Below are 22,975 nucleotides of genomic sequence, written 5' to 3'. Positions count from 1 at the left end.
ATCTCCCGATCGGTCCTCTAGATGAGCCTTGCCAGCTGCTGCTTCCACGCCGCGAGGAGCTGGGTGCGGCGGGGGGCGTCGTCGGTGAGCAGGTTGGCGACGCCGAGCCCGCGCAGCAGGTCGAGCGTCGCCTGGATCGCCTCGCGCACGCCCGGGCGCGACTCGTCGGCGCCGAGCAGCTCGACCGTCAGGCGGTGCATCTCGCGGCCGACCCGGGCCTCGATCGGCACGAGCGCGTCGCGCAGCTCGGCGTCGGTGCGCGCGGCGACCCAGACCTCGAGCGCGGCGACGAACAGCGGGCCGGTGAATGCCGACGCGAGCAGCTCGATCACGCGGTCGAGGCGCCGCTCGCGATCGCCGGTGAGCGCCGCGGCCTCGGTGCGGATCTCCTCCGCCCGCCGCTCGGCGAGGTGCTGCACGGCGGCGAGCACCAGGGCGGCGCGCGTCGGGTAGTGGTGCAGCTGGGCGCCGCGGGAGACGCCGGCCCGCTCGGCGATGACCGTGGTGGTCGCGCCGGACCAGCCGAACTCGTGGAGGCACTCGACGGTGGCCTCGAGCAGGCGCCGCTGAGTGACGCGGCTGCGCTCCTGCTGTGCGGTCATTGCTTCAGGGTGTACCGCGAGAAACAAACAGTCAAGACTGATTGTTTTTTGCTCGAAACTAAGCCGCCCGGTTCGCGGGCGGCTCAGGGGTGTCCAGGGCTGTCAGTTATATGCGCATATGCGCTGCCAGTTACACGCGTGCGCGACGGGCGAGGCGCTCCGGGTCCATGATGATCACGCTCTTGCCGTCGAGCCGCAGCCAGCCCCGCGAGGCGAAGTCGGCGAGGGCCTTGTTCACCGTCTCGCGCGAGGCGCCGACGAGCTGGGCCATCTCCTCCTGCGTGAGGTCGTGATTGACCCGCAGGACGCCGCCGTCGCGGGTGCCGAAGCGGCCGGCCATCTGCAGTAGCGTCTTGGCCACGCGGCCCGGCACGTCAGTGAAGATCAGGTCGGCCAGCGCGTCGTTGGTCCGGCGCAGGCGCCTGGCCAGCACGCGCAGCAGCTGCTCGGCGATCTCCGGCCGGTTGGTCAGCCAGGGCCGCAGCGCCTGCTTGCGCAGCCGGGCCAGCCGGGTGTCGAGCACCGCGGTGGCGGTGGCCGTGCGCGGGCCGGGGTCGAACAGCGACAGCTCGCCGACCATGTCGCTGGGGCCCATGACCGCGATCAGGTTCTGCCGCCCGTCGGCCGCGCGGCGACCCACCTTGATCTTTCCGGACAGCACGATGTACAGACTGTCGCCGGGCTCGCCCTCGCTGAACACGACCTCGCCCTTGCGGACATCGATCGTTTCCATCTCCTTGGCGAGAGATTCCGCGGCCTCGGGCTCGACCCCTTGGAAAATGCCGCTGCGAGCCAGTACCTCGTCCATCGCGTCCACCTCAATCCCTCGGCGCGTCGTCCGCTTCGAAGGCGACCGCGCGAACGCCAGTTTAGGCATACGGGATCGTGTTCCGGACGTTGGGCAGGAGGTCATGATACTCGCCGACCTGCGGCGCGGCTGTCGCACACAAGGTCGGTACCGGGCTCGCCGGGGTGCGATATCTTCGCGTCGGACACGACCCGCTTGCGCTCGATGTGGGCGCGGGGAGTCGCCGAGTGGCGGAGTGAGGGACCCATGACGGTATACGGCGGACCGTCTCGCTGGCCGGACGAGCAGCCGGATCGGCGCGACGACCGGACCGGATATGGCGCCTCGCCCGCGTCTCCACGCGACCAACCGACCGGGCAGGCCGGAGGCGACGGACCCACTACGGGCCGTTTTGACGGCTTTGCGGCGGGTCGCACCGGCAATGTCTACGGCGGCGGCCAGGGCACCGGGCCGGTCTACGGCGGCGGCAACCAGGGCACCGGGCCGATCTACGGCGGCAACGAGGGCACCGGGCCGGTGTACGGGGGCGGCCGCGAGCCGATCCCCGGGCCGACCCGACCGGAGGATCTGTACGCGGCCAAGGCGTATCAGCCCGAGGAGCGCGCCGGCCGGCGCAAGCTGCCGCTGCCTGGCGAGCCCCCGTCCACGCCCCCACGCGGTGGCGGGCGGCGGACCGCGATCATCATCGGTGCCGTGGCGGTGGTGCTCATCGGCGCCGGCATCGCGGGCGCGGCCACATTCCTCGGCGGCGGCGACGACAAGCCCCCCGCCGGCCAGGGCCCGACCCAGCAGCAGGCGGTCGGGGCCGGGAGCTCCGGGCCCGCCGGGTCGAAGGCCGGCGGCGCGATCCCCGGCCCGGCCGACGGCATCACGCTGAGCGCGACCGGCGACATCGTCATGGGCATGGCCCCCGGCGGCCTGCCGCCGAACAACGGCAAGGGCTTCTTCGACCCGGTGAAGCAGTACCTCGCCGCCGACTTCCAGATGGGCAACCTCGAGCAGGTGCTGACCGAGGACACCGGCGTGGGCAAGTGCTCCGCCGAAAGCGCCGGCAAGACCTGCTTCGCGTTTCGCACCCCGCCCGCGTTCGTGCAAAACCTCAAGGACGCCGGCTTCATGATGATGACCATGGCCAACAACCACGCGTACGACTTCGGCGAGGTGGGCTACAAGAACTCGCAGAAGGCGCTGGACGAGGCGGGGATCAAGTACACCGGCTGGCCGGGCATGATCTCCGTCGGCGAGGCCAAGGGCGTGAAGATCGCCGTGATCGGGTTCGCCTCCTACAAGTGGTCGAACCTCTGCTACGAACTCGACGCCGCCGAGAAGATCGTCAAGGAGGCCGCGACCAAGGCCGACATCGTGGTCGTGCAGGTCCACCAGGGCGCCGAGGGCGCGGACAAGACCCACGTCAAGCCCGGCACGGAGATGTTCCTCGGCGAGAACCGCTGCGACCCGATCGCGTTCGGTCACCGGGTCGTCGACGCCGGCGCCGACCTGGTCATCGGGCACGGCCCGCACGTGATGCGCGCGATGGAGTTCTACAAGGGTCGGCTGATCGCCTACAGCCTGGGCAACTTCGCGGGGTACAAGGCCCTGAGCTACAACGGCACGGTCGGCATCGGCGGGGTGCTCAAGGTCCAATTGCTCGGCGACGGCACGTGGAAGAGCGGCTCGCTGACCGCCACCTACATGGTCGCGCCGGGTCTGCCCAGGCCCGACCCCAAGAAGCAGGCGATCCCGTTCGTGTCCAACCTCACGAAGCAGGACTTCCCGACCACCGGGGCGAAGATCGCCGAGGACGGGACCATCACGCCGCCGGCCGCCTAGCGTCCTGACGGTGGCACAACGCGCGGCTGCTCGATCGAGGCCTCGGTCGCGGGCGACGTATTGTCGTTGCGTGACCGAGACCGCGCTGGCGTTGAAGCGACGGGCGCGACGTATGGGGCGCGCGCTCGCGATCATCCACCCCGACGCGCACTGCGAGCTGGACTACACCAACCCGCTCGAGCTCGCCGTCGCCACGATCCTCTCCGCGCAGTGCACGGACGTGCGGGTCAACGAGGTGACGCCGAAGCTGTTCACGCGCTACCCGGACGCCGCCGCCTACGCCGCGGCCGACCGCCTGGAGATGCAGGAGCTCATCCGGCCGACCGGCTTCTTCCGCAACAAGACCGACTCGCTGATCCGGCTGGGCCAGGCCCTCATCGAGCGGCACAGTGGCGAGGTGCCCGGCACGCTCGCTGAGCTCGTGTCGCTGCCCGGGATCGGGCGCAAGACCGCGAACGTGATTCTCGGCAACGCCTTCGACGTGCCCGGGATCACCGTCGACACGCACTTCAGCCGGCTCGTTCAGCGCTGGCGCTGGACGCCCGAGACCGACGAGGTGAAGATCGAGTTCGCCGTGGCCGCCCTCTTCGCGCCGCGTGACTGGACCATGCTCTCGCACCGCGTGATCTTCCACGGCCGCCGCGTCTGTCACGCGCGCAAACCCGCCTGCGGGGCGTGCACCCTGCGGCGGGACTGCCCGGCGTACGGTCTGGGCCCGACCGGCGTCGAGGAGGCGGTCAAGCTGCTCAAGGGTCCCCGCGTCGCCGAGCTCGCCGAGCTGGTCCTGTGAGGGGCCGGCTGCTCCTGGTCGGGGCGTTACTGCTTGGGCTCACGGCCTGCGCCGCCGACGTCAAGGCGCCCACCGCCGCGACCGACGCGGGCGCCCCGACGGGTCCGCGATGCATCGAGCGCCTCTCGCCCGCGCCGTCCGACTCCTCAGCGTCTTCGGCGCCTTCCGGGTCTTCGGCCTCTTCGGCGCCTTCCGGGGGTACCGAATCCGGGCCCGCGCTGCCGGCGATGGCGCTGCCGTGCTTCTTCGGCGGCCGGTTCACCGACATCGCCGACCTGGGCGGTCAGCCCACGATCGTCAACCTGTGGGCCTCCTGGTGCAAGCCGTGCCGGGCCGAGCTGCCGGTGCTGGCCCAGTTCGCCGCGGACGGCGCCGGCCGCGTCCGGGTCGTGGGCGTGGTCACGAAGGACCGCCACGACCAGGCCAAGGCCGTGATCGACGACAATAAGCTGACCTTCCCGATGCTGGAGGACCAGAGCCAGCAGCTGGCGATCGCGGTGAGCCCGCTGGTGTCGAAGGCGCTGGCGTCGGCGCTGCCGGCGACGCTGTTCATCACGCCGGGCGGCCGGATCGCATACGCCTATCAGGGCGAGGCACTCACCGAGGCCCGGCTGAGGGAGCTGACGCAGCAGTATCTCGGGGTGTCGGTATGAGCGTTCTGCCGGATTGGTTCGAACCTCTACTCACTCGGGTGCGCTCGGCCGAAGCCACCGACTTCACGCGACTGCCCACCCCGGACGGTGAGGGGCGGCGGCAGAGCGCGGTGCTCGTGCTGTTCGGCGAGGACGCAGTGACCGGGCCTGACGTGCTTCTTCTGCAGCGCGCCGCGACCATGCGTAACCACGCCGGCCAGCCCGCCTTTCCCGGCGGGGCGGTCGACCCCGGCGACGCCGACGCGATCGCCTGCGCGCTGCGCGAGGCAGAGGAAGAGGTCGGTCTGGACCCGAGCACGGTCGAGGTCGTCACCACCCTGCCCATGATGTGGATCCCGGTGAGTAACTTCCTCGTCACGCCAGTGCTCGCCTGGTGGCGCGAGCCGCACCCGGTCGGCCCCGCCGACCCGCTGGAGGTGGCCCGGGTCGAGCGCCTGCCGATCCGCGAGCTGGTCGATCCGGCGCACCGCCTGCGGATTCGCCACCCGAGCGGATGGGTCGGCCCGGCCTTTCGGATTCACGACATGTTGGTGTGGGGCTTCACCGCAGGCGTGCTGTCTGCGCTGCTGGAACTCGGCGGATGGGCGGTGGACTGGCCGGCCGGCCGGGTTGAGGAACTGCCGGCATCTGGTGCCACACCCGTACATTGAATGCGTGTCTGGCAGCGTGATCGATATCGTCCTCGTGCTCCTCATGGTGATGTTCGCCATCAACGGCTATCGCCAGGGGTTCCTTGTCGGTCTGCTGTCATTCGTCGGCTTCTTCGGTGGCGCGCTGCTGGGCCTGCAACTCGGGCCGCTGCTCGCCGAGCGCTTCTTCACGTCCGACCCGGCCCGCGTGGTGATCTCGCTCTCCGCCGTCTTCGGCCTGGCCGTGGCCGGTCAGGCGCTGGCCAGCTTCGTGGGCAACCGGCTGCGCAACGCGATCGTGAGCCGCAACGCGCAGGCCGCGGACAATGCCGGCGGCGCCGTGGTCTCGTTGGTCGCGGTCCTGCTCGTCGTCTGGCTGGTCGCCGCACCGCTGAGCGCCTCATCGCTGCCCTGGCTCGCCCGCTCGGTGAGCAACTCGATCATCCTGAACGTGGTCGACAAGGCCATGCCCGCGCAGGCCGACGCGCTGTCGCAGGCGCTGCGCGACACGGTCGACACGCGCGGTTTCCCGAATGTGTTCGACGGCTTGTCCCCGACGCGGGTCAGGGAGGTCTCCCCGCCCGACCCCGCGCTCGCCGGCTCCGAGCTCGTCAAGAACTCCAAGAAGTCGGTCGTCAAGATCCTGGGCCAGGCGCCGAGCTGCTCGCGGCGCATCGAGGGCTCCGGGTTCGTCTACGCGCCGAACCGCGTGATGACCAACGCCCACGTGGTCGCCGGCACCAAGACCGTCAACGTCGTCGTCGACGGCTCCTCGCGCCAGCTGCCCGCGACCGTCGTCGCCTACGACCCGGAGCGTGACATCGCCGTGCTGTACGTCAAGAACCTCAACGCCCCGAGCATGCAGTTCGCCCCGAAGAAGTCCGAGTCCAACTCCGACGCGATCGTGCTCGGTTATCCGCTCGACGGCCCGTATGACGCACAATCGGCCCGCATCCGCGACTACCGCAACATCACCGGTCCGAACATCTACGAGAACGGCAAGGTCACCCGCGAGATCTACACCATCCGCGCGCTGGTCCGCTCCGGAAACTCGGGCGGCCCGCTGCTCGCCCCGGACGGCACGGTCCTCGGCGTCATCTTCGCTGCAGCCGCCGACGACCCGCAGACGGGCTTCGCGGTGACGGCGGACGAGGCGGCGGTCGTCGCGGAGGCGGGCAAGGCGCACACGGACCCGACGAGCACCGGCAAGTGCGCATAGCTCGCTGTTTCGGTGGCTCGACCTGGCGGCTCTTATGGTGCTGGTGGTCGCTTGACCCGTTGGCTCTTACAGTGCCGGTGGTCCCTTGGCCTGGCGGCGATAGTGCAGTAACACGCCGGTCGCGCCGCCGCCCGCGATCAGTAGCGTGACAACCAGCCCGGCGACCGCGCTGGTCCCGGGGCGTCCGTCGTCCGTCAGCCGCTCGAACTCCGGATCCGTAGGCGAGGTGGACGGCATCGGCGCCGCCCCGCCCGGCCACATCGGCGACGACCCCTCGGCCTGCGTGCTCCAGCTCACCCCCGGCTGCGGCGAAGCCTCGACCAGCGGGTTCGTGGCCACCTCGCGCACGCTGTCGCGCAGCGCCGCGACCGGGTCCACCTCGCCATACCCGAACTGGTCGTCCCGTCCCTTGGGCCCCAGATCCTTAGCGGTTCCGATCAGCCGGTTGATCACGTTGGCCGCGCTCATCTGCGGGTACCGCGCCCGCACCAGCGAGGCCACCCCCGCCACCAGCGGCGCGGCGAAGCTCGTGCCCTGCACCTGCCAGTACCCGCCGCCGGGCCTCGCTCCCGTGAGGTTCACGGCCGGCGCCGTCAGCACCGTCTCGGGCCCGGTGAGCGACCCCGACCACAGCGTCTCCCCGCCGTTGCCGGCCGGGTTCGCCCCGCCGGTCCGCGCCGTCCCCAGCCCGGCGACGGCGACGACGCCGGGCTCCCGCGCCGGATACCACACCTGGTGAATCGACGGATCGGTGGCGATGTTGCCGGTGCACGCGACGACAACGACGTCGTGCGCCGCCGCGTACCGCAGCGCCGCCGCGATCGCCTCACTGCGCATCGCGCCACCGAGCGACAGGTTGATCACGGTCGCCCCGTGGTCCACGCCCCACCGCACGGCCTGCGCCACGACATCTGGATCGTCGTACTTGTTCTCCTTGTCCAGAACCCGGATCGGCAGGATCTTGGCCCCCGGCGCGATCCCCTCGACCCCGGAGCTGTCCTTGCTGCTCCCCGCGATCAGCGCCGCCACTGTCGTCCCATGCCCGACGGGATCGACCCTCCCTGCGTCGTTCGCCTCCGGGTTTACGAGATCGATCCCAGGCAGCACCTGCCCCACAAGATCCGGATGCCTCGCGTCGACCCCGCTGTCGATGACCGCGACGACCACGCCCTTGCCGATGGAAACCTTCCAGGCGTCGCGCACACCGAGCGCCGTCAGCTGCCAATGCCCGCCCCGGACCTGATCGGCCACCGCGACACCGGGCGCCGCCCCAACCGCCACCGCACAGCCGAGCGCCGCCGACAGCCCTATGGCAAGGACACGGCCGGCGGCGCGGACGATGGCGGTAAGCGCGATGGACCCCATTTTGGACGGCGATGCCCAGATCTGTCAGCCCGGTACGCCCATCTCGCCGAAAGGTGGCAACGAGCAAGCTGCCGCCCGGCGTGCCCTATGGTCATCCCACTTCCGCGGACCCAACCTTCACCTCATCGACACCACCCCCAACCCGTCGACGGTGGGCCCGCGACGAACTTGTCTGCCTGCACGAACCCCCGTCACCCCGTCACGGCCCGCCCTCGACACCACGGCGAACCTCGCAGCGCCGACCCCGCCCAGCTCCGCCAGCCTCCATCGGCGGCGTGCCGATGAGGCTGTAGCTCAACGTGCATCGTTGCGCCCAGCGCGGGCGAGCGCTGGCCGGCCTGTCGCGAGCGCACGCGGCCGCGGCAGGTCCTGGTCTGCGGCGGGTCCCGGTCCGCCAGGTCGTGGTCCGCGCGGCGGGCCCCAGTTCGCGGCGGGGTTGTGTGGTCGCGGCTGGTCCTGGTCCGCAGCGGGTCCGGGTGCGTTGGGTCGTGGTTCGCGTGGTGGGCCCCGGTTCGTGGCGGGTCGTGGTCCACGGCGCGTGTCCGGCCCGCCGCGCAACCCCTGACCCCGGCGTGCATCTCGTCGCCGCGCGCCTGGCCTTCCGCGCGGCTCGGCCCGGCGCGTGTCCGGCCGCCACGCGCCGCCGGCCTGCGCGGGCCCACGCCCGTGGCAACGCCTCAGCCCGCCGTGTGTCTCTGCCCGCGCGGGGCAGGCCGATGGGGCCTTGCTACGCCGCGGGGAGGTCGGCGACCTGGATCAAGATGCCGTTCTCCTTTCTCGTCACGAGGCGGCCGCGGCCCGGCGGGAGCGGCCCGAACTTGACGTCGCCCAGCACCACGCCGTCTTCGCGGTCGCCGGACATGACGAGGCCGGGCGACGCCAGCTCCTTGAGGCGCTGGATGACCGGCTCGTATAGGGCGCGGCCCGCGCCGCCGCTGCGGCGGGTCAGGATCAGGTGCAGACCGATGTCGCGGGCCTGGGCCAGGTAGGGCACCAGGGGCGACAGCGGGTTTGCGGCGCCGGTCGGGATCAGGTCGTAGTCGTCGACGAGGACGAAGCACTGCGGCCCGGTCCACCAGCCGCGGCTTCGCAGCTGCTCCTCGGTCACGTCGGGACCCGGCAACCGCCGCTCCATGTAGTCGGCGACCGAGGCGATCAGGTCCTCGGTCTGCTGCGTGCCGGTGCCGTAGCCGATCAGGTGTTCCGTGCGCACCGCGCCGAGCAGGCTCCGGCGGTGGTCGATCAGCACGATCCGCACCTCCTCCGGCGTGAACCGCGTGCTGATCATGGTCGCGATCACCCGCAGCAGGGTCGACTTGCCCGACTCGGCCTCGCCGAACACCATGAAGTGCGGCTCGCTCGCGAAGTCGACCCGCACCGGACGCAGGTCGGACTCCGCGACGCCGATCGGCAGCGCGAAGCGGTTCGCCGGATCGGCGTCGTCGGCGACGGCCGAGTACGGCACGACGGCGGGCAGCAGGCGCACCGGCTGCGCCGGTGCCCCGCTCCAGGACGAGGCGATCGCCTTCACCAGCTCGCCCGGCTCGCCGTTGGTGAGTTGTGGCTGGCCCACCAGCAGGTGCAGACCCTCCGCCGTGATGCCCCGCCCAGGCGCGTCGGCCGGCACACCGGCGGCCGCTTTGCGGGTGGCCAGCGAGTCGGTCGCGTCGCCGAGCCTCAGCTCGACCCGAGCGCCGAACAGGTCGCGGAAGTTGGCGCGAAGGTCCATCCAGCGAGAGGCGGAGACGACCATGTGGATGCCGTACGACAGGCCGCGGGCCGCGATGTCGAACAGGACCGCCTCAAGCTCTTCGTAGTCCTTGCGCACGCTCTGCCAGCCGTCGACGACCAGGAACACGTCGCCCCAACCGTCGTCGGGGCTGCCGGGGCCACCGGCCGCCCGGCGCTGCCGGTAGGTGGCCATGCCGTCGATCCCGGCCGTGGCGAAGTGCTGCTCGCGCGCGTCGAGCAGCGATGCGACCTCGCCGACGGTACGCCGGACGAGGGCGGCGTCGAGCCGGCCCGCGACCCCGCCGACGTGCGGCATCCCGCGCAGCCCGGCCAGCTGACCACCGCCGAAGTCCAGGCAGTACACCTGGACCTCCGCCGGCGTGTGCGTCAGCGCCAGGGCGGTGATCAGCGTGCGCAGTGCCACGGACTTGCCACTGCGCGGGCCGCCGACGACCGCCACGTGCCCCTGCGCGCCGTCGAGCCGGAACCACAGCGCGTCCCGGCGCTGCTCCAGCGGATTGTCGATGAGGGCGACCGGCACGTGGAGCGCGGCGTGCAACTGCGGGTTGGTGACGGTCAGCCCCCGGGCCTGGTCGACCGTCACCGGCCCGAGCAGGTCGTCGAGCGGGGCCGTGCTCGCCAGCGGCGGCAGCCACACCTGGTGCGCCGGAACGCCCCGGCCGACGAGCCGTTCGACGACGATGTCCAGCAGGCTCTCGCCCTCGGGGGCCTCCGCCGGCTCGACCTCGGGCCTGGGCGCCGGCGGCATCGGCACGTGCCGCGTGCCGTACTGCATCACCCGCGGCCGTCCGCCAACGCCGGACATGGCCGTGACCCGCCCGGTGCGCCGCCAGAGCCCGCCGACGTAGGCACCCTTGAACCTGGTCAGAGGCTCGGTGCCGGACTTCAGGATGCCGTGGCCGCCGGGCTTCTTCGGCAGCTCGTATGCGTCGGGTACGCCCAGCACCGTCCGCGACTCGAGCGACGTGAACGTGCGCAGGCCGATGCGATACGACAGGTGGGTGTCCAGGCCGCGCAGCCGGCCCTCCTCCAGCCGCTGTGAGGCGAGTAGCAGGTGCATCCCCAGCGACCGGCCGACCCGCCCGATCTGCACGAACAGGTCGATGAAGTCGGGCTTGGCCTCCAGCAGTTCGCTGAACTCATCGCAGACGATCAGCAGACTCGGCAGCGGAGTGAGGGGTGCGCCACCGGCCCGGGCGCGCTCGTAGTCGCGGACCGAGTCGTAGTCGCCGGAGCGGCGCAACACCTCCTGGCGGCGGATCACCTCGCCGGTGATCGCGTCGGTCATCCGGTCGACCAGCAGCAGTTCCGAGCGCAGGTTGGAGATGAAGGCGGCCACATGCGGCAGCCGGTCCATCCGGGCGAATGTCGCGCCGCCCTTGTAATCGATGAGCACGAAGTTGAGCGTTTCGGACGAGTGGGTGGCGGCGAGGCCGAGCACCAGTGTGCGCAGCAACTCGGACTTGCCGGAGCCGGTCGCGCCGATGAGCAGGCCGTGCGGCCCCATTCCGTCCTCGGCGGACTCCTTCAGGTCGAGGTCGACCGGCTGGCCCTGCTGCCCGACGCCGATCGCGATGCGCAGCCGGTCGCGGTGCGGGCGGGGTGCCCAGGTTTTGCCGATGTCGAGCGTCTCAGGGTCGCCGATGCCGAGCAGCGTGGGGAAGTCCAGGTCGGCGCCGGGCTCGCGAGAGTCTCCCGCCTGTTGCTCGCTGCCGGCGGCGACCGCCAGCCGCAGCGGGGCAAGGCGCCGGGCGACCGCCTCGGCCTCGGCTGGATCGAGCGCGTCGGCGATCCCGATCGGCGGCTGCGGCTCGGCGAGGTCGCTGTCGGCCGAGACGGTGATGAGTTGGCCGCTCGACGCGTCGAGCACGATCGCGGAGCGGTCGAGTAGCCGCGGCGGTTCCCGGTCGAGGTCGATCAGGGTCATGCCGTCGATGCCGCCGTCGGTGCCCAGGTGGGCGCTGCCGGACAGGTCGCCGCCGTCGAGGACCACGACCAGGTGTGGCGCCGACGAGTTGCCCCGGCCCTGGCCGACGTTGAATCGGCCGCGGCTGCGCAGCAGGTCGTCGAGGCGACCCTCAAGCTCCTTCGCGGTGTCGGCGAACAGCCGGACGGGCCCGACGGCGTCGGTTTGAGTGGGGTGGAGGGCGTGCGGCAGCCACTTCGTCCACTCCCACCACTCACGCCGCTCGGGCGCCATGCACACCGCGATCAGCAGGTCGTCGGGGGCGTGGAACACGGCCAGCTGCGCGAGCACCGCCCGCGCCAGGGCCCGGGCCGGGTCGTGCACGCCGGTCAGGCCGGCGCTCGACCCCCCGCGTGAGCCGTGCCCGCGGCCCGCGCGCAGGTGAATCCGAGCGAAGCTGCGCATCGAGATCGCCACGGGAAGGTCGGGCACCACCGAGTACGCGTCGAGGAATCGGCGCAGCGCCGCCGCGGCCATCGGTTCGAGATCCTCCAGCGGCCGGGTCATCGGTGCCACGAGCGGGGTTGCGAGCGTCTGCGGGCCGACCGCGACCCGCACGATGGCGAAGTCGCCGTCGGCCGGCCGCCGTTCCCACAGCCGGAAGCTGTCCACCGCGGACCACAGCGAGTGCGGGTCCGGATGGCGGTAGTGCAAGCCGGTGCGCTGCTTGGCGACCGTGTCGCGCACACGGCGGCGCAGCGTCGCCAGGTGCCGCAGATACTCGCGGCGGGCCGTCATCATCTCCGCCTTCTTCGGTGCGCCGCCGCCGGCGGAACTGAACAGCATGCCCAGTGTGGAGAAGCCGAAGATCGCGCCGATGACATAGGAATACGTGCCGCCGTCGCGCCCCGCGAACAGCAGGGCGGTCGCGATGGTGCCGGTCAGCATCGGTACCACCTGGATCATCTGCTGCCAGCGCGACGCGGGTGCCTGCGGGACCTCCGGGGGTGCTTCCACGATCAGCTCCCCGCTCGGGATCTCCGGAGCGGGGCGCCGAGGTGATCTTTTGACGACTACCGATGTCACGCCGTGGACTTTAGGGCGCGGGTACGACGTTTTGTGGACCCGGTCGATGTTCCGTGAGGAGTTCGTCACCGTGTGAAGTCGTCGGCCGCTGGGGGACGACGCGACGCGGGACAGCGTGATACGTCTATGTCATGTCCACCGCCTCGGCCAGTCTGGCCCGTATCACGATCAACGCACCCCAGCGGCGCGTCGATGTCGCGGTGCCCGATGCGGTGCCGCTGGCTGAGCTCCTGCCCGATCTCCTGCAGCACGCGGGGACGGGACTCGCCGACGACGGCGAACGGCACGGCGGCTGGCTGCTGCGCCGCGCCGACGGCACGACGCTCTCGGCCGCCGCCGGGCTGGCCGGGCAGGGCGTCCACGACGGTGCGGTCCTGCACCTGGTGCCGGCCCGGACGGGCTGGCCCGAGCTCGAGTACGACGACGTGGTCGAGGCGATCGCCGCGGGCGCCCGGCGACAGGGCATGCCGTGGAGCCCAGCCGCGACCCGGGCGACCTCACTGGCGGTCGCCGGCGCGGGCCTGACGGTCGCGCTGGTGTCGATTGTCCGGGCCGACCTGCCGGTGGCCGCCGCGGCCGTCGCCGTCGGGCTCGTCCTCATCGGGATCACGACCTCGCGGGCGTATGGTGACGCGCTGGTCGGCGCGGGTCTGGCCGCCTTCGCGCTGCCGTTCGCGGCGGTCGGCGGGTGGCTGGCCGCGCCTGAGCCGGCGACACTGGCGGGGCGCGCGCTGCTCGGCGCCGTCGCGCTCTTGCTCGCCGCCGTGCTCGCCCCCGTCGGCGTCGCACACCTGCTGCGCGTCTTCGTGGCCGGGGTGACCGCCGGGTTGCTCGGCGCGCTCGGCGGGCTTCTCGCCACCGTCACCCGGCCGGCCGCTGCGGCCGCGGTCGTGCTCGCCGTGCTGGTCGCGGGCGTGGCCGGCCTACCGCTGCTGGCGATCCGGCTCGGGAAGCTGCCCATGCCGATCGTGACGCTGCCCGTCGACCTCGCGTCGAGCGGGCGTGGGCTTACCGCGGCGGCGGACCGGTCGCGGATCTTCGCGGCCGTGGCGCGCACCGACGAGATGCTCACGGGGATGCTGATCGGCCTGGCGATCACCAGCGTCGCCGCGTCGCTGGTGCTGGCCCTATCCGGCGACATCTCCGGCACGGTGCTGGTCGCGGGCGCCGGTGCGGCGCTGCTGCTGCGGGCGCGGACGTTTCTGACGATTCGGCAGCGTCTGCCGCTCATCATCGCGGGTGTGGCGGGTTTCGCCCTGATCGCGCTGTTCGTCCGGGTAGACGTTCGTTTCATTGCCGCGTCCATACCGCTGGTCGCGATGGTCGCGCTGGTCGTGGCCGTCGCGGGCGCTCGGGCGGCGTTGGGGCCGGCTTCGCCATACGTGGGGCGGGCCGCCGATCTGCTCGACACGCTATGCGTGGTGGCGGTCGTACCGCTGGCCTGCGCGGTGCTGGGACTCTACGGGCTGTTCGCGTAGCCCGGGGCGTCGGCGAGAGGGCGAAACCCGCGCCACGCCGGGGAGCGCCGCCCCGCCGGAGGGACAGGAAGCCAGCACCGGCCGGAGAAGGGCCGGAAAACGGCCGAGCGCCCGGCCGAGGCAAGGGCCGGGCGCTCGTGATGTTACTGAACGACTACTCGACCGGGCGAGCGATCGGGGCCACGCCCGGGTCGTGGTAGGTGCCGGCCTCGATCGCCTCCTGGTAGCGGCGCCGCGACTCGGCGATCTCCGCCTCCGCCTCGACACGGCCCACCCACGTCGCGCCCTCGACGCTCTTGCCGGGCTCCAGGTCCTTGTAGACCTCGAAGAAGTGCTGGATCTCAAGGCGGTCGAACTCGCCCAGGTGGTGGATGTCCCGCAGGTGCTCCAGGCGGGGGTCATCGGCCGGGACGCACAGGACCTTGTCGTCGCCGCCCTTTTCGTCCGTCATGCGGAACATGCCGATCGCGCGGGAGCGGATCAGGCAGCCGGGGAACGTCGGGGACTGCACGAGCACGAGCGCGTCGAGCGGGTCCTCGTCCTGGCCGAGCGTGCCCTCGATGTAGCCGTAATCGGCCGGGTATTGCGTGGAGGTGAACAGCGTCCGGTCGAGCCGAATCCTGCCCGTGGCATGGTCAACCTCGTACTTGTTGCGCTGACCCTTGGGGATTTCGACCGTGACGTCGAAGTCCATGTGACGACTCCTCACCCTCGCACCGCTGCGCCGACCATTAGTCTCGCGTACAGCACCGTGCGGCGAAACGGGGAGGGTCCGGTGTCGAGGGAAACACCACAGCGCGGGGGGCGGGCCGGTCTCATCGGCGCCGTTGTGGCGCTGGTCGTTGCGCTTGCCCTGGCCGCGACGTCCGTGTTCGCGGGCTCGGAAATCGTGCACGCGCTCACGGGCACGCCGAAGGCACACTGGCAAGCGGGCACGACCCCACAGGCGCCGCCGCCGGTGCTCGAGGCGATGAACGCCCAGGCGCCGATACCGACGGAGTCGGGGGTGTCCGCGTCGCTGGCCCCGCTGCTGTCCGCGCAGGCGCTCGGGCCGCACGTCACGGCGTCGGTGGTCGACGTGTCCACCGGACAGTCGATCTTCTCGTCGGAGCAGGACGCCGCGATGATCCCGGCGTCGACCACCAAGGTGGTGACGGCGGCGACGGCGCTGGCGACGCGTGGCCCGGCGTACCGAATCCAGACCCGAGTCGTCGCGGGAGCGCAGCCCGGGGAAGTCGTGATCGTCGCTGGCGGCGACCCGACCCTGGGGGTCTTCCCGACGTCGTACTACCCGGGCGCGGCCCGCATCGACGACCTCGCGGCGCAGGTCAAGAAGGCGCTCGGCGACACAGCACCGACGAAGGTGACCTACGACGTCTCCGTGTTCAGCGGCTCCGGGATCGGGCCGGGCTGGGACCCGGACGCGACCACGGGCGGTTCCGGGGCCGTGATCACGCCGCTGATGACCGAGGGCGGGCGGACGAAGCCGTTGAAGTACTCCGACCGGTACGCCCAGCCCGACCAGCAGGCCGCTCAGGCGTTCGCCAAGGCGCTCGGGGCGCCCGCGACCGCGGTCGTCGCCGGCACCGCGCCTCAAGGTGCGCGGGAATTGGGCAAGGTCGAGTCGGCGCCGCTGGCCCGGATGGTCGAGTTCATGCTGCAAGAGAGCGACAACGTGCTCGCGGACGCGCTCGCCCGGCAGGTGGCCCTGGCCAAGAACCAGCCGGCCTCGTTCGAGGGTGCCGCCACGGCCATGAAGGGCGTGCTGCAGGATCTCGGGCTGCCGGTCGCGGGGTACGGCCTGGTCGACGGCAGCGGCTTCTCCCGCAACGACCGGCTGTCGCCCGCCCTGCTGACGGGCATCCTGACCCTGGCCGCGCGGGCCGACCAGGGCGACCTGCACGCGATCTTCAGCGGACTGCCGGTCGCGGCCTACTCGGGCACGCTCGCCACGCGGTACGTCAAGTCGCAGGAGGGCGGTTCCGCCGCCGGGCTGGTGCGGGCGAAGACAGGCACACTCACCGGCGTCAATTCGCTGACCGGGATCGTCGTGGACGCCGACGGGCGGACGCTGGCGTTCGCGTTCATGGCCGACCAGACCACCAATCCAAATCAGGCCGTGATCGCGCTGGACCGCGTCGCCGCAGCTCTCGCCGCGTGTGGTTGCCGCTGAGCGCGGCCGTGCTCACGCAGTGTCGATCAGGGTGTACTCAGGGTTTCCACCCCCCGCGCCGCTGGCCCAGCCCGGGTACGGTTGGTTCATGGCGCAGTTCGTCGATTGGGATCTGGCCGCAGCAACCGCAGCGGCGTTGGGCAAGAGCGGCCCCGCCGTCTCCTACGAGGAGGCCGCCATCGCGGTCACCGACCTGCGTGAGCTGGCCAATGAGGCGGCCGGTCACGTCACGGAGTTCACCGGCCTGAAGGCCATGATCCAGGGACCCCCGGTGCGCGTCGTCGATCGCCGCGACTGGGCCGCTACCAACATCGAGGGACTTCGGCAGGTGATTCAGCCGCTGGCCGAGCGGCTCGCCGGTGGCAAGGCGCCGGGCGCGATCGTCGGGGCCATCGGCTCACGGCTCACTGGCGTGCAAGCCGGGACCGTGCTGGCGTATCTGTCGGGCAAGGTCCTCGGTCAGTATGAGGTCTTCTCCACCGATCCGGGTCAGCTGCTGCTCGTCGCGCCCAACATCGTCGAGGCCGAGCGCAGGCTCGGCGCCGATTCCCGTGACTTTCGCCTGTGGGTCTGCCTGCACGAGGTGACCCACCGGGTGCAGTTCACCGCCGTGCCCTGGATGCGGGGCTATTTCCTGGGTGAGGTCGGCGCGTTCGTCGACGCCTCCCAGCTCAACCAGGACCAGCTCGCCGAGCGTGTTCGCCGCGGCATCGGCGCCCTCGCCGACGTGGTGCGCGACCCCAACAGCCGGGTCTCGGTGCTCGACCTGGTCCAGACGCCGGGGCAGAAGGCCGTGCTCGATCGGCTGACCGCGCTGATGACAGTGCTGGAGGGCCACGCCGAGTTCGTCATGGACGGCGTCGGCCCGGAGGTGATCCCCAGCGTTGAGGAGATCCGCGCCAAGTTCAACCGGCGCCGCGAGGCCGGCAACCCGCTCGACCGGGTCCTGCGCAAGATTCTCGGCGTCGACGTCAAGCTGCGGCAGTATGCCGAGGGCCGCAAGTTCGTCCACGCCGTCGTCGAGCGGGTCGGCATGGACGGGTTCAACAGGATCTGGCAGTCGCCGCTGACCATTCCGCGACTCGACGAGCTCACCGACCCCGACGCGTGGGTGGTGCGGGTGCTTGGCGCGAGCGCGCTGCAGCGCCCGGTCAACGTGCCGGCGGCCCCGGTCACCGCCCAAGCCGCGGTGACGGAGGCTCCGCCGGCCCCGGTGCCGACCGTGCCCGAGCCGGTCGACAGTTCCCCCGCCGAGGCGGGCGTCGCGGAGTCGACCGAGGTGGCCGGCCTGACCCCCGAGGAGACCGCGATGGTCGCGGCCAGGGATCCGGCACCGCACCAGCCCGACCCCGGCGCGAACGTCGCCTCGGCGGCGCAGCCCACGCCCGCGACCGAGTCGGCCGGGAAGGCGGCTCCGGCCGAGGGGGTGGCCGAGGTCGTGCACAAGGCCGGTTCCGATGAGCCCGAGGTCGTGCACGACGCGTCGGTCGAGGCCCCCGAGCCGATCGGCGCCTTCGAGCCCGCCGAGGCTGAGGCTGACGGCGGTGAGGCGGACGCCGGCAAGGCAGGCAGCGATGAGGCCGGCGACGCAGGACCCGCCAAGCCGTTCAGCAGCAGCGGCTGATCGGGGTGGCCGCGCTCGCACCGCCCGTCGCCGCGGTTCGCAACGCGGTGCGTCGAAGTCTTGGCGGTGACGGACTCGGACGCACAACCGAGGCGTCTCGGGCCTCAGCGGGCGCGACCGGTGGCGGGGCCTCGGAGCGCGCTGAGGCCCCAGCGGATGGCGGAGTTCCGCCGGGCTCGGCGGCCTTGGTGGGGGCCGCAGCATCGCCCGAGCCGTGGGGCTCGCTCAGCGGCGGAGTCGCGCCCCAGCCAGCGGCCTCGGTCGGTGGTGGAGTCTCGCCGGGCTCGCGGGCCTCGACGGGTGCCGGGGGCTCGTCGGGGTGGGAAGCCTCAGTGGGGTGTGGAGCCTCGGCAGGGTCGCGGGTTTCGGCCGGGGACACGGTGCTTGTGGCATGTTCCGGCGGGGCGGACTCGCTGGCGCTGGCCGTGGCGGCGCGTTTTGTCACGCGGCGCATGGGGGTGCGCTGCGGTCTGGTGACCGTGGACCATGGGCTGCAGGCCGGCTCGGGCGAGCGGGCGGCGTGGCTGGCGGAGTGGGCGCGGCAGCGCGGGTTCGCGCCGGTTGACGTACGTGCGGTGTGCGTGGACGGGGCGGGCGGGCCGGAGGCGGCGGCCCGGGAGGCGCGGTATGCGGCGCTCGAGGCGGCTGCCCGCGAGCACCGGGCCGCGATGGTGCTGCTCGGGCACACCCGCGACGACCAGGCCGAGACGGTGCTGCTCGCGCTCGCGCGTGGGTCAGGGCCGCGCGGGCTGGCCGGGATGCCGGAGCGGCGGGAGCGGCACGGTGTGCTGTTCGTGCGGCCGCTGCTGGACGTGAGCCGGGCCGAGACGCGGGCCGCGTGCGAGGTGGACGGGCTGGCGGTGTGGGAGGACCCGCACAACGTGGACGCCGCGTATGCCCGGTCGCGCATCCGACCGCTCGTCAAGGCGCTCGGTGCCGGAGTCGTGGACAACCTGGCGCGGACCGCCCGCCTTGTGGGGGCGGACTCGAACTATCTGGACGAGTTGGCCGCCGACGCGCTGGAGAAGGCGTCCGACTACGGCATCGCGAGTGATGGCGGTCCGGCCGGGTCCGGTGCGCCGCGGGTGCCGGGGCTGTCGGTCGACGCGCTGGTCCGGCTGCCCGGGCCGATCCGGACTCGGGTGCTGCACGCCTGGGCGCTGCGGCTCGGTGCGCCGAGTAGCGCACTGTCGCACCGCCACGTCGCGGCGCTGGACGCGCTGGTCGTGAACTGGCATGGGCAAGGGGCGGTCGCGCTGCCGGGCAGCCTGTCGGTCACCCGGGTCGATGGTGTGCTCCGAGCCGAACGCTGACCGTCGGCCACGGGCCGTCAAGCCGGCGGAGGAAGCCCCGCGAGGAGAAGCACACAGGAAGCGATCTCGCGTATGCCCGGCCGGGTGCGTCGCGGGCTCCGAGCCGCGCGTCGAGGGGGGCGGCGTTGGGTTACCGACCGCCGATGCGAGATTGGTCTCTCGCGGGGCCACCCGCCGTCGATCCGGCCCGGCCGATAGTGCAGGCTTGTCGCATGGCCGACGGCACCACCTGGCACTCGTCCGACATCGATCACGTGATCGTCAGCGAGGAGCAGATTCGCGACAAGACGGCGGATCTCGCGAAGCAGGTCGCGGCCGATCACGCCGACGCCGAGTCGATTCTGCTGGTCGGCGTGCTCAAGGGCGCGGTCATGTTCATGGCCGACTTCGCCCGGGCGCTGGGGCGGGTCGGCCCGCCGGTCGAGATGGAGTTCATGGCCGTCTCGTCGTACGGGCAGGGGACGACCTCGTCCGGCGTGGTGCGCATTCTCAAGGATCTGGACCGGGACATCGCCGGGCGGCACGTCATCGTGGTCGAGGACATCGTCGACTCCGGGCTGACGCTGTCGTGGCTGCTGAAGTACCTGGAGAGCCGCTCCGCGGCGCAGGTCGACGTCGTCGCGCTGCTGCGCAAGCCGGACGCGTTGAAGGTCAACATTCCGGTGCGATATGTCGGATTCGACATTCCCAGCGAGTTCGTGGTCGGCTACGGTCTTGACTACGTGGAACGCTACCGCGATCTGCCGTTTGTCGGCGTGCTCAAGCCGTCGGTGTACGGACGCGGCTGACCTGCGCTTCCTGAGAGTCTGCTGAGAGCACCTCCTACCCGGCCGACGCCGATCCGCGACTGTCGGTGCCACGGTGTACCGTCAAATGGTCGCAAGCGTCAACTGAGCCCAGCCTTGACGGCGCTTTCGGCACCGCGTCGGAATGTGGGTCCGGCGTGGTCGACGGCCTTACGGATGGAGGGGCCGGGCGCTGCGTGCGCCCGACGACAACATGGAACGTACCCGTTTGTTCCGCCGGCCGGTGGTCTGGATCCTTCTGGTGATCATCGGTGCCATCGTGCTCAGTTCCTTCTTCACCTCCGGCCCGAGTTACACGAAGGCGGACACGTCCGTTGTGCTCGAGCAGCTTCGCAGCGGTAACGCGAAGAAGGCCGTGATCCAGGACAAGGAGCAGACGCTGAACCTTGACCTGAAGAACAAGATCAAGGTCAAGGGCGCAGAGACGAACAAGATCCAGGGTCAGTTCTCCTCGCAGAGCGCGGACGAGCTGCAGAACGAGCTCGGCACGCTGAAGTCCCAGAGCAAACTCGACGAGTACAACGTCAACGTCACTCAGGACAACATCTTCGTCAGCCTGCTGATCAACCTGCTGCCGATCGCGGTGCTCGTGGTCCTCCTGCTGCTGTTCATGTCGCAGATGCAGGGCGGCGGGTCGCGCGTGCTCAACTTCGGTAAATCGAAGGCGAAGCTGATCTCCAAGGACACCCCGAAGACGACGTTCGCCGATGTCGCGGGCTCCGACGAGGCCGTCGAGGAACTGCACGAGATCAAGGACTTCCTGCAGGCCCCGGCGAAGTACCAGGCGCTCGGCGCCAAGATCCCGAAGGGTGTGCTGCTGTACGGCCCCCCCGGTACCGGTAAGACGCTGCTGGCCCGCGCCGTCGCCGGCGAGGCCGGGGTGCCGTTCTACTCGATCTCCGGCTCGGACTTCGTCGAGATGTTCGTCGGTGTCGGTGCCTCCCGCGTCCGCGACCTGTTCGAGCAGGCCAAGGCCAACGCGCCGGCGATTGTGTTCGTCGACGAGATCGACGCCGTCGGCCGTCACCGCGGCGCTGGTATGGGCGGCGGCCACGACGAGCGCGAGCAGACACTCAACCAGCTGCTCGTCGAGATGGACGGCTTCGACACCAAGGGCGGCGTCATCCTGATCGCCGCGACCAACCGGCCCGACATCCTCGACCCGGCCCTGCTGCGCCCTGGCCGCTTCGACCGCCAGATCGCCGTCGACCGGCCCGACATGGAGGGCCGCAAAGCCATCCTGCGGGTGCACGCCAAGGGCAAGCCGTTCACGCCTGACGTCGACCTCGACTCTGTAGCCCGGCGCACGCCCGGCTTCACCGGTGCCGACCTGGCCAACGTCATCAACGAGTCCGCGCTGCTGGCCGCCCGCCACGACAAGCGGGCGATCACCAACGACTACCTCGAAGAGGCCATCGACCGGGTCATCGCCGGCCCGGAGCGGCGCACGCGCGTGATGAGCGAGCACGAGAAGAAGGTCACCGCGTACCACGAGGGTGGTCACGCGCTCGTGGCCTGGGCGTTGCCCCACTCAGCGCCCGTGCACAAGGTGACCATCCTGTCCCGCGGCCGTTCGCTCGGTCACACGCTGGTCCTGCCGACCGAGGACAAGTACACGCAGACCCGCTCCGAGATGATCGATACGCTCGCCTACGCGCTGGGTGGCCGGGCCGCCGAGGAACTCGTCTTCCACGAGCCGACCACCGGTGCCGGCAACGACATCGAGAAGGCCACCGCGCTGGCCCGGTCGATGATCACGGAGTACGGCATGAGCGCCAAGCTGGGCGCCGTCAAGTACGGCACCGGCGAAGGCGAGCCGTTCCTCGGCCGCACCATGGGCCACGAACGCGACTACTCCGAGAAGGTCGCCGCTGAGATCGACGCCGAGATGCGCTCGCTGATCGAGATCGCGCACGACGAGGCCTGGGAGATCCTGGTCGAGTACCGCGACGTTCTCGACAACATTGTCGAGGAACTTATGGAGAAGGAGACCATCTCGCAGACGGACATGGCCCGCATCTGCGCCCGGGTGGTCAAGCGCCCGCCGATGGCGCCGTACAGCGGCAACGGCCGCCGCCGGCGCGCGGTGCCCGAGCCCGGCGCGAACGGCTCCGAGGTGGCCCAGCCGGTGAGCCTCGGTGCTGACGATCACTTCCGGATCGTCAGCGGCGGCGAGACCCCGGACGGTAACCGCTGAGCGAGATCAGCAGCACCGAGCCCGACGACGGCACTGGGCTCGTTGCTGACCGGGAGCTCGACCACGTCGCCGCCCGCCTCGTCAGCGGAAAGCTGGGTGGCGTCGAGGTCGAGCGCAATGTCGACCTCAAGCGCATCGAGAGCGCTGTCCGGGAGATCCTCGTCGCCATCGGCGAGGACCCAGACCGCGACGGGCTGCGCAACACCCCGGCCCGGGTGGCCCGCGCCTACGCGGAGCTGTTCGCCGGCCTGCGGATCGACCCGTCCCAGGTGCTGCTCACCTCGTTCGAGGCCGACCACGAGGAGCTCGTGCTCGTGCGGGACATCGAGGTCATGTCCATGTGCGAACACCACCTGCTGCCGTTCCACGGGGTGGCGCACATCGGGTACATCCCGGGCGAAGACGGCCGGATTACCGGTCTGTCGAAGCTGGCACGGCTGGTCGAGGTGTTCGCACGGCGGCCGCAGGTGCAGGAGCGGCTCACGGCGCAGATCGCCGATCTGCTGATGTCGCAGCTCGAGCCGCGGGGCGTCATCGTGGTCATCGAGTGCGAGCACCTGTGCATGTCGATGCGCGGGATCCAGAAGGGCGGGTCGAAGACGATCACGTCCGCGGTCCGCGGGCTGCTCCGCGACGACGCCAAGTCACGCGCCGAGGCGATGTCGCTGATCCTGCACGGCTGAGCTTTTCCGATTTCGTACCCCCTGTGCCGATTCTTCGGGACAGGGGGTTTGCGGTTCACAC

The 22,975-nt window shown here is 71.2% G+C and carries 16 protein-coding genes and 1 pseudogene; 12 read left to right on the top strand and 5 right to left on the bottom strand.

Going from position 1 to position 22,975, the window contains the following annotated elements; all coding sequences use genetic code 11:
- Positions 1–17 precede the first annotated feature (17 nt).
- Together AB0367_RS14175 and AB0367_RS14170 are read right to left on the bottom strand one after the other, a co-directional pair.
- Positions 18–602, bottom strand: coding sequence for a TetR/AcrR family transcriptional regulator (locus AB0367_RS14175; RefSeq protein ID WP_366226668.1), 585 nt, complete (start codon positions 600–602; stop codon positions 18–20).
- A gap of 130 nt (positions 603–732) precedes the next feature.
- Positions 733–1,410 (bottom strand): Crp/Fnr family transcriptional regulator, encoded by a 678-nt coding sequence (locus AB0367_RS14170; RefSeq protein ID WP_344618204.1) that lies wholly within the window; start codon positions 1,408–1,410, stop codon positions 733–735.
- A 246-nt stretch (positions 1,411–1,656) separates the two neighbouring features.
- Here AB0367_RS14170 and AB0367_RS14165 point away from each other — a divergent pair, with 246 nt between their 5' ends.
- The 5 genes from AB0367_RS14165 (at position 1,657) to AB0367_RS14145 (ending at position 6,531) form a co-directional block, all read left to right on the top strand.
- Positions 1,657–3,240 (top strand): CapA family protein, encoded by a 1,584-nt coding sequence (locus AB0367_RS14165; RefSeq protein ID WP_366226667.1) that lies wholly within the window; start codon positions 1,657–1,659, stop codon positions 3,238–3,240.
- 112 nt (positions 3,241–3,352) lie between these two features.
- A complete protein-coding gene (gene nth / locus AB0367_RS14160; protein ID WP_366226815.1) occupies positions 3,353–4,030 on the top strand; it encodes an endonuclease III in 678 nt (225 codons plus the stop codon).
- A gap of 227 nt (positions 4,031–4,257) precedes the next feature.
- Positions 4,258–4,683, top strand: coding sequence for a TlpA disulfide reductase family protein (locus AB0367_RS14155; RefSeq protein WP_366226666.1), 426 nt, complete (start codon positions 4,258–4,260; stop codon positions 4,681–4,683).
- The gene (locus tag AB0367_RS14150) at positions 4,680–5,333 is read left to right on the top strand and encodes a CoA pyrophosphatase (RefSeq protein ID WP_366226665.1); all 654 of its coding nucleotides are present in this window, start codon (positions 4,680–4,682) and stop codon (positions 5,331–5,333) included. The genes AB0367_RS14155 and AB0367_RS14150 overlap by 4 nt, the downstream gene beginning before the upstream one ends.
- A gap of 4 nt (positions 5,334–5,337) precedes the next feature.
- On the top strand, positions 5,338–6,531 hold the full coding sequence (locus tag AB0367_RS14145) for a MarP family serine protease (protein WP_366226664.1): 1,194 nt from the start codon (positions 5,338–5,340) through the stop codon (positions 6,529–6,531).
- Between the two features lie 66 nt (positions 6,532–6,597).
- Here AB0367_RS14145 and mycP read toward each other — a convergent pair whose 3' ends face one another.
- Both mycP and eccCa read right to left on the bottom strand, forming a co-directional pair.
- The gene (gene mycP, locus AB0367_RS14140; RefSeq protein WP_366226663.1) at positions 6,598–7,896 is read right to left on the bottom strand and encodes a type VII secretion-associated serine protease mycosin; all 1,299 of its coding nucleotides are present in this window, start codon (positions 7,894–7,896) and stop codon (positions 6,598–6,600) included.
- 727 nt (positions 7,897–8,623) lie between these two features.
- Positions 8,624–12,640 (bottom strand): type VII secretion protein EccCa, encoded by a 4,017-nt coding sequence (gene eccCa / locus AB0367_RS14135; protein ID WP_366226662.1) that lies wholly within the window; start codon positions 12,638–12,640, stop codon positions 8,624–8,626.
- A 131-nt stretch (positions 12,641–12,771) separates the two neighbouring features.
- Between eccCa and eccD the strand changes: the two genes are divergently transcribed.
- On the top strand, positions 12,772–14,118 hold the full coding sequence (gene eccD, locus AB0367_RS14130; RefSeq protein ID WP_366226661.1) for a type VII secretion integral membrane protein EccD: 1,347 nt from the start codon (positions 12,772–12,774) through the stop codon (positions 14,116–14,118).
- A gap of 154 nt (positions 14,119–14,272) precedes the next feature.
- Here the strand turns inward: eccD and AB0367_RS14125 are convergent, their stop codons facing one another.
- A complete protein-coding gene (locus AB0367_RS14125; protein WP_366226660.1) occupies positions 14,273–14,812 on the bottom strand; it encodes an inorganic diphosphatase in 540 nt (179 codons plus the stop codon).
- A gap of 81 nt (positions 14,813–14,893) precedes the next feature.
- On the opposite strand from AB0367_RS14125, the gene dacB reads away from it, so the two are divergent.
- From dacB to folE, 6 genes and pseudogenes are all read left to right on the top strand, one after another.
- Positions 14,894–16,291 (top strand): D-alanyl-D-alanine carboxypeptidase/D-alanyl-D-alanine-endopeptidase, encoded by a 1,398-nt coding sequence (gene dacB, locus AB0367_RS14120; RefSeq protein ID WP_366226659.1) that lies wholly within the window; start codon positions 14,894–14,896, stop codon positions 16,289–16,291.
- An 88-nt stretch (positions 16,292–16,379) separates the two neighbouring features.
- Positions 16,380–17,414, top strand: a pseudogene (locus AB0367_RS14115) (zinc-dependent metalloprotease); the annotation flags it as partial.
- Between the two features lie 833 nt (positions 17,415–18,247).
- Positions 18,248–19,228 carry a tRNA lysidine(34) synthetase TilS gene (tilS, locus tag AB0367_RS14110; protein WP_366226658.1) on the top strand — a complete coding sequence of 327 codons (981 nt, stop codon included), beginning with the start codon at positions 18,248–18,250 and terminating at the stop codon, positions 19,226–19,228.
- A 212-nt stretch (positions 19,229–19,440) separates the two neighbouring features.
- Entirely contained in the window at positions 19,441–20,016 is a 576-nt protein-coding gene (gene hpt, locus AB0367_RS14105; protein ID WP_366226657.1) for a hypoxanthine phosphoribosyltransferase, read from the top strand.
- A 211-nt stretch (positions 20,017–20,227) separates the two neighbouring features.
- The gene (ftsH, locus tag AB0367_RS14100) at positions 20,228–22,231 is read left to right on the top strand and encodes an ATP-dependent zinc metalloprotease FtsH (RefSeq protein ID WP_366226656.1); all 2,004 of its coding nucleotides are present in this window, start codon (positions 20,228–20,230) and stop codon (positions 22,229–22,231) included.
- A gap of 5 nt (positions 22,232–22,236) precedes the next feature.
- A complete protein-coding gene (gene folE, locus AB0367_RS14095) occupies positions 22,237–22,914 on the top strand; it encodes a GTP cyclohydrolase I FolE (protein ID WP_366226814.1) in 678 nt (225 codons plus the stop codon).
- Positions 22,915–22,975 lie beyond the last annotated feature (61 nt).

This window comes from Dactylosporangium sp. NPDC051484 (assembly GCF_040689395.1).
Classification (GTDB): domain Bacteria; phylum Actinomycetota; class Actinomycetes; order Mycobacteriales; family Micromonosporaceae; genus Dactylosporangium.
Note: the sequence above shows the minus strand (reverse complement) of the source record. Positions and strands in the feature narration are given on the sequence as shown.

Coding starts and splice junctions, on each gene's coding strand:
- nth (WP_366226815.1), top strand. CDS start 3,353: ATGGGGCGCGCGCTCGCGATCATCCACCCCGACGCGCACTGCGAGCTG.
- AB0367_RS14170 (WP_344618204.1), bottom strand. CDS start 1,410: ATGGACGAGGTACTGGCTCGCAGCGGCATTTTCCAAGGGGTCGAGCCC.
- AB0367_RS14155 (WP_366226666.1), top strand. CDS start 4,258: ATGGCGCTGCCGTGCTTCTTCGGCGGCCGGTTCACCGACATCGCCGAC.
- AB0367_RS14125 (WP_366226660.1), bottom strand. CDS start 14,812: ATGGACTTCGACGTCACGGTCGAAATCCCCAAGGGTCAGCGCAACAAG.
- eccD (WP_366226661.1), top strand. CDS start 12,772: ATGTCCACCGCCTCGGCCAGTCTGGCCCGTATCACGATCAACGCACCC.
- hpt (WP_366226657.1), top strand. CDS start 19,441: ATGGCCGACGGCACCACCTGGCACTCGTCCGACATCGATCACGTGATC.
- AB0367_RS14150 (WP_366226665.1), top strand. CDS start 4,680: ATGAGCGTTCTGCCGGATTGGTTCGAACCTCTACTCACTCGGGTGCGC.
- ftsH (WP_366226656.1), top strand. CDS start 20,228: ATGGAACGTACCCGTTTGTTCCGCCGGCCGGTGGTCTGGATCCTTCTG.
- AB0367_RS14165 (WP_366226667.1), top strand. CDS start 1,657: ATGACGGTATACGGCGGACCGTCTCGCTGGCCGGACGAGCAGCCGGAT.
- AB0367_RS14175 (WP_366226668.1), bottom strand. CDS start 602: ATGACCGCACAGCAGGAGCGCAGCCGCGTCACTCAGCGGCGCCTGCTC.
- mycP (WP_366226663.1), bottom strand. CDS start 7,896: ATGGGGTCCATCGCGCTTACCGCCATCGTCCGCGCCGCCGGCCGTGTC.